A 13285-nucleotide genomic window follows, 5' to 3' on the forward strand; every position below is an offset into this window, starting at 1 on the left:
TCTTACATTTATTTTATCATTTTTATTCATAATTAAAAAGAAACCGTAGTTCCAACTACGGTTTAAAATTTGAAAGTTCATAAAAAAGTCGAATTAAATTTTCTAGTCCTTGTTCCTTTATAGCAGTTTCATCAAATACCATCGGTTTAGAGTTGATTTCAAAAATATAATAGTGATTATTTTGAAGACCAATATCCATCGAGAACTCATAAAAATTAGCTTCGTTTTTATTTAAAGCTTCTCCAGTATTTTGTACGATTTCTTTTAATAATTGATAATCTAACTCTACAGGAAGTTCTTCTAATGGAATAATACTTCCACCTCGAGGGACATGTGTTGTGATCCCATTTAATGATCCAACTCTAACACCTACACCAGATAAAATATATTGATTCTCACTTTTATGAGCGAGAATACGTAAATCAAATTTTCTTCCATCAGGTAATTCACTACGAATAGCCCTCTGACAAATATACGCCTCATTTAATGAATTTATAAATTTCCAGCAATCATTAATCTCTTTTGTCACTTCAACATGAAATGCATTTCGAATTAACACCAGATTCTGTTTTAATAATTTAAGTCTGAAAACACCAAAGCCTCTTGATGAATTATGCTTCTTTATATATAGACTTTTCCATTTTCTTAAATAATGAGCTAGGTCTTCAGCAGACGTTAAAGTGATAGTTTCTGGGATATATTTCAAAAGAAATTCGTTTGATGAAAGTATGGATGTGGTTTGAATTTTTGAAAGATAGGATTCATTAAAAAATGGAATTTTCAGCTGTGAAATCATTTTTCGAAAATTTTTATAGATCTCATTTGATTCAAATTCAACTGTAGGGATCCTGTTATAAATGACATCAGGTAATGGAGAATATAGTTCGATCCATTTCTTTGCCTTAAAACAGAATGTATAGCATTTAATCGAGTTGCCTGAGAATCTTGACGGTGTTAGAATGACTGGAATTCCACCATTTTGTAATACTTTTTTACATATTCGTTTAAATGTTTTAATATTTCCACTAAATGGTGAGCGATCTTCATTAGTTAATAGACCAACAATTGGACCTAAATGAGTATGATTATTTTTGACATTGAATGAAATAAAGTTCATTTCTTGCTCTTTCGATATTGGATGAATTGATAGGCGATTATGGCCAAGTGTGGCAATTATAGAATGATTGTCATGTGACCATGAATTTGAATCTAGATGGTAAAAAACTGAGGTCATTTCATTGAAACCTCAGCTTTTGTTGTTTCTTTAGTTAGGTGAGTAGCGTATTCAAGAAAAAGTTTTTTTATATGCTTATCGTTTTCTCGGAAGTTAGGATTTGAAAAGATAGAACGACCTGGTTTGGAATTCGCTTCGAATAACCAGACGTCTTCATTTTTATCAACGCCAAAATCAAATCCAATCTCACCTATATATCCATCTAACTGCTTATCTAAGACATCACTGATTTTTAATGCGGCTACAGATAACTTATCATTAATTCGTTTCGCCTTATCTTGATCAAATACTTCTTCAATTGTTTTAACACGACCACCATTGTTAATATGAGTAGTTGTACTTCCTTTTCCAGCAACTTTAGCGGCAATAACTGTAACCTGCCACTTCCCTGAAGAATCTTTATTTGTATGCACCCGGAAGTCTACAGGCTGATGTTCAAAGCGGATTAAAGGAATTCCTTGTTGGACAATAAAATCTTGCAATTTCATTCTGCGAAAAACATGATTTATTAACGTGTGGATTGAAGAAAATTTTTGTAGCTTATTTATATCATCTTCACGATATCTACAATAGTACATTTCTTCTTCGCGATGATAACGAATCAAAATTACTTTTGAACCAAGACTGCCGTTTTCAGGCTTAACATAAACAAATTGATAGGCTGAAAGCAATTCTTCAATTGTATCAAAATTGATAAACTTCTTCGTTTTAGGAAGATAATGTGCAATTGTTTTTTCGTTTTTTAGTTTGAGATACAAATCCCATTTATTGAAAAATCCAGGGTTAAACCAAGGGATTTTATATTCTTCTTCTAAACGATCACGAACACGTTTTATCGATTTATGTTGTTCAATTTTTCGGTTTGGTAATCGATTATATATAACTGAAGGAAAGGGAACAACTTCTTTAATCCACCTTTTATTTGTGAAGAAGTAACCTTGAATTGTTTCATTTTCCCAATCAATACCATGTACGCCAAACAAATAAATAAAACTATTTTGATGACTGTTTTCAGCCATTAAGTTAGCAAACATAAAGCTACGATCCCCAATAGGTCTTAATAGTGATTCGGTAAAACCTGCAGTAAAAATTCCAACTAAAGGTCCTAAGTGAAGGGTATCGCCAATAATGAGTGGTTCTATATTTCCTTCGAAAGGAATATTTAACATTTCACTTAGCTTTTCTGAAATGGAGATGACGTTATGAAGTGTATTCATCGTAACGAATTGACATGGGTATTTTTTTTGGCCAAAAGCAATATACTCAATCAGTCTCGTTGAAGCTAATTCTTCTGGTATACAGACTAAATCTTTACTCTGTCGATGTGTAACGATTTTAACAGCTTCCCTCATTATTTGATTTCACTTCTTTCGCTTTTAGATTTAGATTGTAGGTGAAGACAATATTGAATTGGAGCGGAATAAAGTTTATTTTGGATAGATGGGTTAGTCTGTAAAAGAACTTTTCTACCAGGCTTAGAATTAATATCTAAAATCCAAACAGCTTGATTTGAATCAATTCCGATATCTAGACCAATTTCAAAAAGAGGCAAGAAACTTTTCTCTAAAACTAAAGGTAACTTTTTGCAAATCGTATCAATTTCATCTTGAATAATTAAGGCAGTTCTTTGACTAAATTGAGTAATCCATTCATCGAATAACTGAACATTACTTCCTGCACTTAGATTAGAAATAATCGAATTTGGTTGCCCAATTCGAATACCCTTACCAACTGTGTACCATTCACCTTTTTCATTTTTTTGTAATAGCACCCTTAAGTCAAAAGCTTCATGTGATTTTGTCTTAAGGTCTAAATAACTTTGATAAAGGTAACCTTTCGATTCAACAATTGGTTGAAGCCATTCAAAAAATTCGTCTCTTGTTTCAAAAATTGTTTCAACTACTTCTTTATTTTTTTGAGTTGAAACGCTAATCGAGTACGCATTTAGTGTAATAAAGTAAATATTAATACCTCGCGAACCGTGAATTGGTTTGATCACTAATTTTCTAGTTTTTCTCAGTTCTTCAAAAAATACAGCCAAATGCAATAATTTTTTAGTTTTAGGAATATATGGATTCAGACTTTCTTCAGTCGAAATAGCTTGATAAGTTTCCCATTTTCCAGGTAGTCCATAACCTAAAAAAGTAATATCTTTTCGTTTTTTTAACCAATCTACAATTGGTTTTGCTTGCTTACTTTTAATACTTGGAGAGTAAAAACAGCGATCATAAATATAATTTGGAATTTCAAAAGATGTTTTCTCCCATTGCTCTGTATCAGGAATATATTTCCATCCAATAATTTCCTCAGTCGAAGGTTGAATACTAAAAGGTGTAAATTGAACAAACTCATAACCAAGTTTACTAGCTTCTTTAGCCATATGTTGTACGTATTCACCTTCCTGTCTTTCTTTAAGAGATAAATATCCTATTCTCATCTTCTTCACTCCTTGTACTTATAAATATGATTGAACAAGAGAAAAAATAGCCTTTGTTGAAGGTCTAATTTTTTGAAGTGGATCTGTAAACTGTAAATCCTTTGATGGTTTCGAATTTAATTCAATAACCCATGGATTAAAGTGTTCATCAATAGCAAGGTCTACACCAAACTCTGCAAATAAACCTTCAAAGGAGGTATCAATGCACCTACAACATTCTAAGGCCAATTCATTAAGTAATTTCTTAAAATGAATTCGCTCCTTCTTCGGTAAGTAATGACTTAGAAAGTCGTCAAGTTTTTGCATATCGCCACCACGTGCTAAGTTACTCACAAACTGTGTTGGATGACCTAGTCTTGCAATAGTTGAAGTAACTTCCCATTTACTTGATTTATTTTTATGACACAAGAATCTAAAATCAACCAAACGGTTCTCCTTTAAAATGAGTGATAAGCCCTCCTGAATAATAAAGGTTCTTGTTTTTAAGTGTGGCTTTATTGTTTTAAATAATTGATGAACAGTTGGGAATTGTAACACTGTTTCTGTATTTTGACTGTTTTGTAAAAGGAAATAATCTTGTTCTTTTGTAATTTTTATTATGTTTCGACCTTGACTCCCGTGAATTGGTTTAATAAAAACAGTAGAATAATTTTGTAAAAAGTTCTCTAATTGTTCTTGAGCAAGGAATTCCTCAGTGTAAGGGACATAAGGTTTTAAATAATTAGATTCAATAAATGCCTTAAAAACTTCAAGCTTATTTAAAAAACGAGCATTAAAAAAAGGAATATGTTGATCAAAGAATGTTGTGCTTAATCGTTTAAAATCATTTGAACGTTCAAGTTTTCTAGAATGAATACGATTATGAATAACAGTTGGTGGAGGGACATTCATTAAAATCCAACCGTTATCGGTTCGTTTATAACCACTTGAATCATTTGAAAATAGTTTTTGAAACGTAGTCACATAGAAGTCTATTTGGTTATCTTGGCACACTTCTGCTAATTCCTCGCATAGCGTTGTTATTGAACCTAGTGGATTTAAAGAGTGTTCGTTAATTGTATCTGTTACAATGACAAAAGATTGTGGGTCGGAGTGTTTAGGAATAGATTGCAATGATTCTCCTCCTTTCCAAATTATTATCGTTGTATCATATGTGATATTCGCCTAGATGGTGAATGAATCTTAAAAATTTTAGGATCTTTTCTAAAAGATTGTTGTTTTTAAAAAGGTTTTTAAAACGAACTGTAAATAAAGAAAATGATTGGAACGGAAAGCGAGCATCCTGGAGTGGAAATTGACGACTTACTTTTAATAGCAACAAAATTTACGAAAAGAACTGAATGTTAAAAGTAATAAATTGTTTTTGTTTTAGGATAACTGACATATAATAGAATGTTTGCTATAGTGAAAGATACAAATGTTATTAGGAGGTAGAAACATGACAGTGAACATTTATGACTTCGCTTATTCTTTACAAAATGCCTTAAAGGAGCAACCAGATTTTAAACATTTACAAGCTCTTTATTCACAAGTCCTTGCTGACCAAAGTGCAAAACCATTATTTATGGAATTCCAAAACTTCCAAATGGTGATGCAGCAAAAAATGATGCAAGGGGCGCAAATTACTCCTGAAGAAAGTGCACAAGCGCAGGCAATTGTAGCGAAAGTGTCACAAAATCCTTTAATTGCAAATCTAATGCAGGCAGAGCAAAGAATGAACCTAGTCATTCAAGATTTAAATAAAATTATCATGAAACCATTAGAGGAACTATATACCGCACTTAATCAGTAAACTTAAGAAGACTTCTATTATATTTACGGGTTCTTTTCGCGGGGAGAAAACAGTTTAATATCATACGAAATGGCAACTAATTAACATGGTAATTAGTTGCCATTTTTTTAAAATTATCAATGTTTCACACTAAAACACTGTTTAAGTCTTTTTTTACATATAAATGGTTATAATAACAACCTATCCTGTTCTATTTAATGTAAGCATGTCATATGTTTGAGTAAGGTATTCTTCGTGAAATGGGGGAGATTAAGTGATTTATAAGTTACTTGCAATTAATATAGATGGTACATTGTTACAATCAAACGGGAAACTCTCAAAGGAAACAAAAGATGCTATAGAGTACGTGCAAGATAAAGGTATTTATGTAACTTTATTTACAAGTAGAAATTTCCAAGCTACTAAAAAAATTGCAAAAGCATTAAAAATCCCTTCCTTACTAGTCTCTCACTCTGGTGCTTTTATATCATCGAAACTTGACGAGCCATTTTTTGAAAAGCGAATTGAAGAAGAAGAAGCATATGACATCGTAAAAAAATTAGAAAAATATGATTGTAATATTCGTCTTTCGCATGAACATTTCTCAATCGGTAATCGTAAAAAATTGCAGTCTAATTTAGTGGCTAAGGCAGTATTATCGAATGCCGACCCTGTATTTTATCCTATTCAATTTGTTGAATCGCTATCTGATAGTATTCTTGAAAATTCAATCTCACCATTAAAAATAGAATGTTATTTTTCTGATGAAGTAGAAAAAAATAAAGTAAGAAAAGAACTTAACCAAAAATATTCTCATTTAGATTGTTTATGTGAGGAAGAGAAAAAGATAGAAATTGTACGAAAAGGGATTTCAAAATACTCAGGATTAAAACGATTAGGTGAACATTTAGGTGTCTCATATCATGAGATGGTTGTGATAGGTGATAATTATAGTGACTTACCTCTGATCGAACATGCCGGATTAGGGGTAGCAATGTCAAATGCGCCAGTCGAAATAAAAAAGGTAGCTGATTGGATTACTCGTTCAAATGATCAAAATGGTGTTCCATATATGATCAAAGAGCATTTCCGGAAACAATTTCCACTTCCTTTTTTAAAATCGCATTTAAAAATAGAAAAATAATATTAGCCTGGTTTTCAGAGAATATGTCTTTGAAAACCAGGTTTTTATCTGTGATTTTTATTAATTGACCTCAGTAGTCATTAATTTTATACTTAAGTGATAAATTATGAAGGTGATAAATCATGAAAATATATATTAAAGGTTTAGACGATAGCCGTTTTCAAAGACCATTAGAGCTTTTATCTCAATTGTTCTTCGAGGACTGTGATGTTTCGTTAAATAAAATAGAAGCAGATATAGAAGTATTGTTTGAATTAGATGAACAGAATAAGAGAGTTTTAGGTAAGTTAGGTGCTGAGTTTCAAAAAACGACTAGCTATGTAGACGGAAAAGATGAAAAAGAATCGTTTAAATTTATTAAGAAGGCTGTTAATTTTGTCTTTTTGTCACTACTGCAAGAATATACAGGAATTCAACAAAAATGGGGAATTCTAACAGGAATTAGACCGACAAAGCTTCTTCATACGAAGTTGAAAAACGGTATGTCAAAGGAATTGGCTCATGAAGAACTACGTAATGATTATTTAATTCACGAAGAGAAAATACAATTAATGCAATCGATTGTTGATCGACAGTTAAAAGTGATTCCGGATTTATACAACCTGGAAAATGAAGTAAGTATTTATATTGGTATCCCATATTGTCCAACGAAGTGCGCTTATTGTACATTCCCAGCTTATGCAATTCAAGGTAAGCAGGGTGCAGTCGATTCATTTTTATATGGATTACATTACGAAATGGAAAAGGTTGGCGAATTCCTAAAAGAACGTGGAATCAATATTACGACCATCTATTATGGTGGAGGAACGCCAACTAGTATCACAGCTGAAGAAATGGATTTACTTTATGCTAAAATGCATGAATCATTTCCAAATATGAAGCAAGTACGTGAAATAACTGTTGAAGCAGGTAGACCGGATACAATCACACCTGAAAAATTAGATGTCTTAAATAAATGGAATATTGACCGAATTAGTATAAATCCACAGTCGTATATTCAAGAAACATTAAAAGCTATTGGAAGACATCACACTGTTGATGAAACAATCACTAAATTCCATTTAGCTCGTGAAATGGGAATGAATAATATAAATATGGATTTAATTATTGGATTACCTGGCGAAGGGCTATCCGAATTTCAGCATACGTTAAATGAAACTGAAAAGCTTATGCCTGAATCTTTAACAGTCCATACCCTATCATTTAAGAGAGCTTCAGAAATGACGCAAAATAAACAAAAGTATAAAGTAGCTGCTCGCGAAGAAGTTCAACAAATGATGAATGAAGCAACTGTGTGGACAGAAAATCATAACTATCATCCATATTATTTATATCGTCAAAAGAATATATTAGGTAATCTTGAGAATATTGGCTATGCAGTTGATGGACAAGAAAGTTTATACAATATATTAATTATGGAAGAAGAACAAACGATAATTGGTCTTGGTTGTGGAGCTTCAAGTAAATTTGTTCATCCTGGCACTCGTCAAATTACGCGTTTTGCGAATGCAAAAGATCCAAAGTCATATAATGATGGATACGAGCATTACACTAACGCTAAGATTAAAATATTAGATGAATTGTTTTCAAAAAGAAATTAGTCAATTTAAATAAAAAAAAAGGAAATTCCCCCTACTATGTTTAATGTTAGAAATAGACATGAACTTAAGGGGGAATTTTTTATGACAATTTCTAACACGGCTAACCATATTTTAGTAAGTAAAGAAGGACGCGTTGCAACGATTGTATTTAACCGACCTGAAGTTTTAAATGCAATGAATGAAGATACATTCAGACAATTTAGAGATGCTTTAGATGAAATTACAACATCTGATGTTGATGTAGTTATATTATGTGGAAATGGAAAAGGTTTTTCTTCTGGTGGAGATTTAAAATCTATGTTAAGTAATACAGATGAAAGTGCATTTGGTCCAGTAATGGATTTAATCTCAGAATTAGTAATTAAATTGTATACATTACCTAAAATTGTCATTAGCGCAATTCATGGACCAGCTGCTGGCATTGGATTAAGTCTTGCACTAGCAAGTGATTATGTACTAGCACACGAATCAGGTGTACTAGCAATGAATTTTATTGGAATCGGTTTAATACCAGATGGTGGTGCTCATTACTTCCTTGAAAAAAGGATTGGAGAGTCAAAAGCAAAACAACTTATTTGGGAAGGTAAGAAACTAAACGCAAATCAAGCGTTAGAATTAGGTTTAATAGATGAAGTAATTAGCGGAGACTTCGAATCTGAAATAAAAGAACGAGTAAAAACTATTCTCCAAAAACCAGTTCAAGCAATGATTCAAACAAAACAAATTTACTGTGAAAACAATCTAGAAAACTTAAAAAATACTTTAGCAAGTGAAAAAAATGGCCAAGGCTTAATGAGAAAAACAAAAGACCACAATGAAGGCATACAAGCATTCCTACAAAAAAGACAACCAGAATTTACTGGGAAATAGAAAAGTGGAAAAAGCTTGTTCAGCTCTGAAGGGAATATCTCCATGAAACAGAAGAAGTGGCGAACTTACCACTTCAATGGTTTATGGAATATTACCAAAGAGCTAGCTTTTGGAACTAGACAATAAGAAAAGTGGAAAAAGCTTGTTCAGCTCTGAAGGGAATATCTCCATGAAACAGAAGAAGTGGCGAACTTACCACTTCAATGGTTTATGGAATATTACCAAAGAGCTAGCTTTTGGAACTAGACAATAAGAAAAGTGGAAAAAGCTTGTTCAGCTCTGAAGGGAATATCTCCATGAACCAGAAGAAGTGACGAACTTTCCACTTCAATGGTTTATGGAATATTACCAAAGAGCTAGCTTTTGGAACTAGACAATTAGAAAAGTGGAAGGCGTTCGCTCAGCTGCGACAAGCATAAGACAATTTCCAACAAAGGTTGGTTTTTAACCTTTGATGGAAATTGGCTTATGACCTCGAGCAGCTAACGCCTGTAACTGGACAATAAGAAAAGTGGAAGGCGTTCGCTCAGCTGCGACAAGCGTAAGACTAGTGCAAGATAAAAGTATAAAAAAAGCTGCGAAGTAATTTCGCAGCTTTTTTTATGGATGAAATAATAATAATTTACCAGTTGGATTAATACAGCGATGAGTTTTATGAAGAGCATCAAGTATTGTCAGTTTTTCTTCACCGATTTTCTTTGCTTCTTGATCTGTAGTAGCCTCGAATTGTTCATCTACAATAGATTCTCCAGTTTTCTCAAATGCAGTGATTCGATAAGTTGCCAAATTAGTATCCTCCCTATATAATCCGATTAATCTTATTTTGTCATAAAATAAAAAGAAGTGTAAAGTAATAATTTGAATTATATAAAAATTCAGGTTTATCGAAATGAATTTATTTGTGTAGAAAAAGAAGAATTGTTATATTATGTCTTATTTTTTGTACTATCTTAGTTGGGATAAGTTCGCGATTTAACGTATAATAGGTTAAGTAAAACAACAATTACATAATTAAACTTTCCCTTTTCTATTAGTTGATAAATTTAGTTTGTTATCTAAAAGGACTGATCGCAAACCTAGACTTTTGAATGTCAAAGGTAGGGTATTTAGCCTGTAAATGCGGAGGAAACATAGACTTATTGGAGGTACAATATGGATAAAAAAGTATATGAATATGAAGTTGGTGAACGTTTTGTAACGTACTTATTTTTAAAAGCAGTTACAAAAGGAGTAGCTAGTAATCAAAAATCATTTTTATCTTTAACGTTACAAGATCAAAGTGGTGATATTGAAGCAAAACTATGGGATATTACTTCAGAACAAGCAGAATCGTATGTAGAAGGTACGATTGTTAAAGTTGAAGGTGAGCTTCATGATTATCGAGGGAAACTACAATTAAAACTAAGACAAATTCGACCTACAAAAGAATCTGACGAAGTGAATGCTGAAGACTTTTTTGCAAGAGCACCGATTGCTAAAGATGAGCTATATGAAAAAATTATGTCTTTTATAAATAATATGACAAATGAAAAACTTAAGAAAATTACTGAACATCTTGTTTTAAAAAATCAGGACGACTTTTTAGATTTTCCTGCTGCAACAAAAAATCATCATGAATTCGTTTCTGGATTAGCGTACCATGTTTATTGCATGTTGAAATTAGGAGAATCAATTTCAAACTTGTATCCTTCAATTAATAAGGATTTACTATATGCAGGTATAATCTTACATGATTTAGGAAAAGTGAAAGAGTTGTCTGGTCCAGTATCTACAAAATATACTGTTGAAGGTAATTTACTAGGGCATATCTCTTTAATGGCAATCGAAGTTGGTAATGCTTCAATTGAACTCGGCATCGAAGGGGAAGAGATTACAGTACTTCAGCATCTTATATTAAGTCACCATGGGAAATATGAGTGGGGTAGTCCAAAACTTCCACTAATTAAAGAGGCGGAAATCTTGCACTATATTGATAATATTGATGCGAAAATGAATATGTTAGATCGAGCATTAGAACGTGTAGAGCCTGGGGAGTATACAGAACGCATTTTCCCACTTGAAAATCGAAGTTTCTATAAACCAAAATTTTAAAATAATCATACTTTCTTCAGAGTAGCCATATAATGAAGCAAATGCTTGTCTACTAAGGAGGAAGAAATATGTTATTGTTACCATTTTGGATGTATATTGTTATTTTAGGTATTTTTGTTAGTGGATTTATGGTTTTGTATACTTCTAAGCAAGAAAAAGATGCTGATGAAGCCTTCATTGAAAAAGAAGGAGAAATCTACTTACAAAGAATTAAAGAAGAAAGAGAAAGAAGAGAACAGTTATTACTTAACTCTGAAGTTTCTTCAAACTAAAAAACACCTGCCTTTTGAAAGGCAGGTGTTTTTTAGTTATTATTTTGCTTGTTTTGCTAAATCTTTATCTTCAACTTTGAATTTTGCTTTTTTAAGTAACTCATCAGAGAATGCAGAGAAATTTTCTTGACTTAGCTTTGAAGCAGCGATTTTTGCACGAGCATCTTTCTCATTTACTGCTTTTTTATCAACTACTTTAATTATGTGATAGCCAAATTGTGATTTAACTGGCTCACTAATTTCACCAACTTTTAGTTTATAGGCAGCTGCTTCAAACTCTGGAACCATAGCACCTTCACCAAAATAACCTAAATCTCCGCCTTTTTCTTTTGAACCTGGATCAGTTGAATATTTTTTAGCTAATGCCGCAAAATCCCCACCAGCATCTAGTTCTTTTTTTACTTTTATAGCTGTAGCTTCATCTTTTACTAAAATATGGCTTGCCTTAATTTCGGGTTTATATTTAGCTATTTCTGCTTTCGTAACGCTTGCTTCAGCAGCCTTTTCAGTTAATAAGTCAATTTTAACTCGTTCTTTAAATGCAGCTTCATCTTTAAAGCCATATTGAGTTAAAAATGCTTTAAACTGATCACCATTTTGTGTTTTATAATCATTGAATTTCTTATCAACATCTTTATCACTAACTTTGTAATTTTTAGTTAAGTAGTCTTCAATTGCCATTTGTTTAAGCATTGCTAATCCAGCTGTATCTTTCATTTTATTATACAGGTCTTCGGAAGTAATATCTCCGGCACTTGTTTTTGCAACTACATCATTTTTAATACCAGCCGATCCACATGCTGCTAATCCGAATACCGATGTTGCTAAAACTGCAGATACGATTAACTTTTTCATTTAAACATCTCCTAATAAAAATTTGAAATATATTTCCTTTATAAAAGAAAAATTTACGTTGTTAAGTATGTATCTTAAACATAACAATATCCAGCTTTTTGAATCTTTCTAATTACTGGAAATAACTTCACTTAATATATCATATTTTTCTTCAATCTGACAAAGTTTATCCAAAAAAAGAAGATTTTGGCATGCATTTTAATGAAAATATAATTTATGGTCTGATTGGTAAAAAAATTTTTTTTATTAAAAATAGGCGATTTAACAATGTTTAGCTTGTCAATCGTGACATTAGCACAGTCACATGTGACATTAGTTTATATATTATAAAGAATTACACTTAGGAGGTTGGAAAAATGGGATCAGGTACATCAAATGAGTTTGTTTTAATCGTAATCCTATTTATCTTATTAATAATTATTGGGTGTTCATTTCTTTAAACATAATAGAGGCCTTTAAAATAGAAAGATATTTAGACAATTGCCCAGACCATTTTTTTACTATACGCATAAGATAAGATATGTAGCTAAAGGAGGTGTATATGATGAGCGCAGGATTTCATCATGGTGGATTTGCTTTAATCGTCGTTCTGTTCATCTTATTAATAATCGTTGGAGCAGCTTGTATTTAATTCGTAAATAAGACAATTATTCGACCGGAGGCATATTGCCTCCGGTTGAGTGTTTAATTGGAACATATTTTAAATGAAAATTATAAAAGTAGTATACATATTAAAGAAATAAGCAGATTTGGTTTCGTTGAGAAGAATTAAAAAAATTGGGAAGGGAGGGGATATCAGTGTTTAAAAAGGAAATGGAATTTAAGGGGTTACAAAGAATATTAATTTATGTGAATCGTTGAACAATTAGGTTCAAAACAAAAAGCGGATTGAATTTTAAATTTTGGCCCGCTTCTAATGATTCCATTAGGCAACAATTAAGAATGGTACAAGCATGTAAATCAAATAAGCTTGTATGTATGCGAATTGTTCATAATGAAATTTATATTTA

Annotated in this window: 14 protein-coding genes; 8 read left to right on the forward strand and 6 right to left on the reverse strand. The window is 31.8% G+C overall.

Features of this window, described 5'->3' with window-relative positions; all coding sequences use genetic code 11:
• Positions 1-55: 55 nt before the first annotated feature.
• The 4 genes from B7R65_RS09100 to B7R65_RS09115 are packed head-to-tail and all read right to left on the reverse strand — an operon-like array spanning position 56 to position 4784.
• Entirely contained in the window at positions 56-1234 is a 1179-nt protein-coding gene (locus tag B7R65_RS09100; RefSeq protein ID WP_088042448.1) for a YheC/YheD family endospore coat-associated protein, read from the reverse strand.
• Positions 1231-2586 carry a YheC/YheD family endospore coat-associated protein gene (locus B7R65_RS09105; RefSeq protein ID WP_256941231.1) on the reverse strand — a complete coding sequence of 452 codons (1356 nt, stop codon included), beginning with the start codon at positions 2584-2586 and terminating at the stop codon, positions 1231-1233. The genes B7R65_RS09100 and B7R65_RS09105 overlap by 4 nt, the downstream gene beginning before the upstream one ends.
• Positions 2586-3671, reverse strand: a complete 1086-nt coding sequence (locus tag B7R65_RS09110) for a YheC/YheD family endospore coat-associated protein (protein ID WP_088042449.1) — start codon at positions 3669-3671, stop codon at positions 2586-2588. The genes B7R65_RS09105 and B7R65_RS09110 overlap by 1 nt, the downstream gene beginning before the upstream one ends.
• Before the next feature lie 18 nt (positions 3672-3689).
• Positions 3690-4784 (reverse strand): YheC/YheD family endospore coat-associated protein, encoded by a 1095-nt coding sequence (locus B7R65_RS09115; RefSeq protein WP_088042450.1) that lies wholly within the window; start codon positions 4782-4784, stop codon positions 3690-3692.
• A 325-nt stretch (positions 4785-5109) separates the two neighbouring features.
• Between B7R65_RS09115 and B7R65_RS09120 the strand changes: the two genes are divergently transcribed.
• The 4 genes from B7R65_RS09120 (at position 5110) to B7R65_RS09135 (ending at position 9057) form a co-directional block, all read left to right on the forward strand.
• Positions 5110-5463 carry a YlbF/YmcA family competence regulator gene (locus B7R65_RS09120; protein WP_088042451.1) on the forward strand — a complete coding sequence of 118 codons (354 nt, stop codon included), beginning with the start codon at positions 5110-5112 and terminating at the stop codon, positions 5461-5463.
• 253 nt (positions 5464-5716) lie between these two features.
• Positions 5717-6586 carry a Cof-type HAD-IIB family hydrolase gene (locus tag B7R65_RS09125; protein ID WP_088042452.1) on the forward strand — a complete coding sequence of 290 codons (870 nt, stop codon included), beginning with the start codon at positions 5717-5719 and terminating at the stop codon, positions 6584-6586.
• A gap of 122 nt (positions 6587-6708) precedes the next feature.
• A complete protein-coding gene (locus B7R65_RS09130; protein ID WP_088042453.1) occupies positions 6709-8187 on the forward strand; it encodes a coproporphyrinogen III oxidase in 1479 nt (492 codons plus the stop codon).
• An 81-nt stretch (positions 8188-8268) separates the two neighbouring features.
• Positions 8269-9057 carry an enoyl-CoA hydratase gene (locus B7R65_RS09135; RefSeq protein WP_088042454.1) on the forward strand — a complete coding sequence of 263 codons (789 nt, stop codon included), beginning with the start codon at positions 8269-8271 and terminating at the stop codon, positions 9055-9057.
• 600 nt (positions 9058-9657) lie between these two features.
• On the opposite strand, the gene B7R65_RS09140 is transcribed toward B7R65_RS09135, so the two are convergent.
• Positions 9658-9843 carry a YhzD family protein gene (locus B7R65_RS09140; RefSeq protein WP_088042455.1) on the reverse strand — a complete coding sequence of 62 codons (186 nt, stop codon included), beginning with the start codon at positions 9841-9843 and terminating at the stop codon, positions 9658-9660.
• Between the two features lie 366 nt (positions 9844-10209).
• On the opposite strand from B7R65_RS09140, the gene yhaM reads away from it, so the two are divergent.
• The gene (gene yhaM, locus B7R65_RS09145; protein WP_088042456.1) at positions 10210-11148 is read left to right on the forward strand and encodes a 3'-5' exoribonuclease YhaM; all 939 of its coding nucleotides are present in this window, start codon (positions 10210-10212) and stop codon (positions 11146-11148) included.
• Between the two features lie 68 nt (positions 11149-11216).
• A complete protein-coding gene (locus B7R65_RS09150; RefSeq protein ID WP_088042457.1) occupies positions 11217-11420 on the forward strand; it encodes a sporulation YhaL family protein in 204 nt (67 codons plus the stop codon).
• A gap of 39 nt (positions 11421-11459) precedes the next feature.
• Here the strand turns inward: B7R65_RS09150 and B7R65_RS09155 are convergent, their stop codons facing one another.
• A complete protein-coding gene (locus tag B7R65_RS09155) occupies positions 11460-12275 on the reverse strand; it encodes a peptidylprolyl isomerase (RefSeq protein WP_088042458.1) in 816 nt (271 codons plus the stop codon).
• A gap of 356 nt (positions 12276-12631) precedes the next feature.
• On the opposite strand from B7R65_RS09155, the gene B7R65_RS09160 reads away from it, so the two are divergent.
• Together B7R65_RS09160 and B7R65_RS09165 are read left to right on the forward strand one after the other, a co-directional pair.
• Positions 12632-12715, forward strand: a complete 84-nt coding sequence (locus B7R65_RS09160) for a YjcZ family sporulation protein (protein ID WP_088042459.1) — start codon at positions 12632-12634, stop codon at positions 12713-12715.
• 101 nt (positions 12716-12816) lie between these two features.
• Positions 12817-12906, forward strand: a complete 90-nt coding sequence (locus B7R65_RS09165; protein WP_088042460.1) for a YjcZ family sporulation protein — start codon at positions 12817-12819, stop codon at positions 12904-12906.
• The last annotated feature ends 379 nt before the right edge of the window (positions 12907-13285 follow it).

This window comes from Bacillus sp. EAC (assembly GCF_002156875.1).
In the GTDB taxonomy this organism is placed as follows: domain Bacteria; phylum Bacillota; class Bacilli; order Bacillales; family Bacillaceae_G; genus Gottfriedia.

Bases quoted from the DNA above. Each gene is read 5' to 3' on its own strand.
- B7R65_RS09100 (WP_088042448.1), bottom strand. From the start codon at position 1,234: ATGACCTCAGTTTTTTACCATCTAGATTCAAATTCATGGTCACATGAC.
- B7R65_RS09105 (WP_256941231.1), bottom strand. From the start codon at position 2,586: ATGAGGGAAGCTGTTAAAATCGTTACACATCGACAGAGTAAAGATTTA.
- B7R65_RS09110 (WP_088042449.1), bottom strand. From the start codon at position 3,671: ATGAGAATAGGATATTTATCTCTTAAAGAAAGACAGGAAGGTGAATAC.
- B7R65_RS09120 (WP_088042451.1), top strand. From the start codon at position 5,110: ATGACAGTGAACATTTATGACTTCGCTTATTCTTTACAAAATGCCTTA.
- B7R65_RS09130 (WP_088042453.1), top strand. From the start codon at position 6,709: ATGAAAATATATATTAAAGGTTTAGACGATAGCCGTTTTCAAAGACCA.
- B7R65_RS09135 (WP_088042454.1), top strand. From the start codon at position 8,269: ATGACAATTTCTAACACGGCTAACCATATTTTAGTAAGTAAAGAAGGA.
- yhaM (WP_088042456.1), top strand. From the start codon at position 10,210: ATGGATAAAAAAGTATATGAATATGAAGTTGGTGAACGTTTTGTAACG.
- B7R65_RS09150 (WP_088042457.1), top strand. From the start codon at position 11,217: ATGTTATTGTTACCATTTTGGATGTATATTGTTATTTTAGGTATTTTT.
- B7R65_RS09155 (WP_088042458.1), bottom strand. From the start codon at position 12,275: ATGAAAAAGTTAATCGTATCTGCAGTTTTAGCAACATCGGTATTCGGA.
- B7R65_RS09160 (WP_088042459.1), top strand. From the start codon at position 12,632: ATGGGATCAGGTACATCAAATGAGTTTGTTTTAATCGTAATCCTATTT.
- B7R65_RS09165 (WP_088042460.1), top strand. From the start codon at position 12,817: ATGATGAGCGCAGGATTTCATCATGGTGGATTTGCTTTAATCGTCGTT.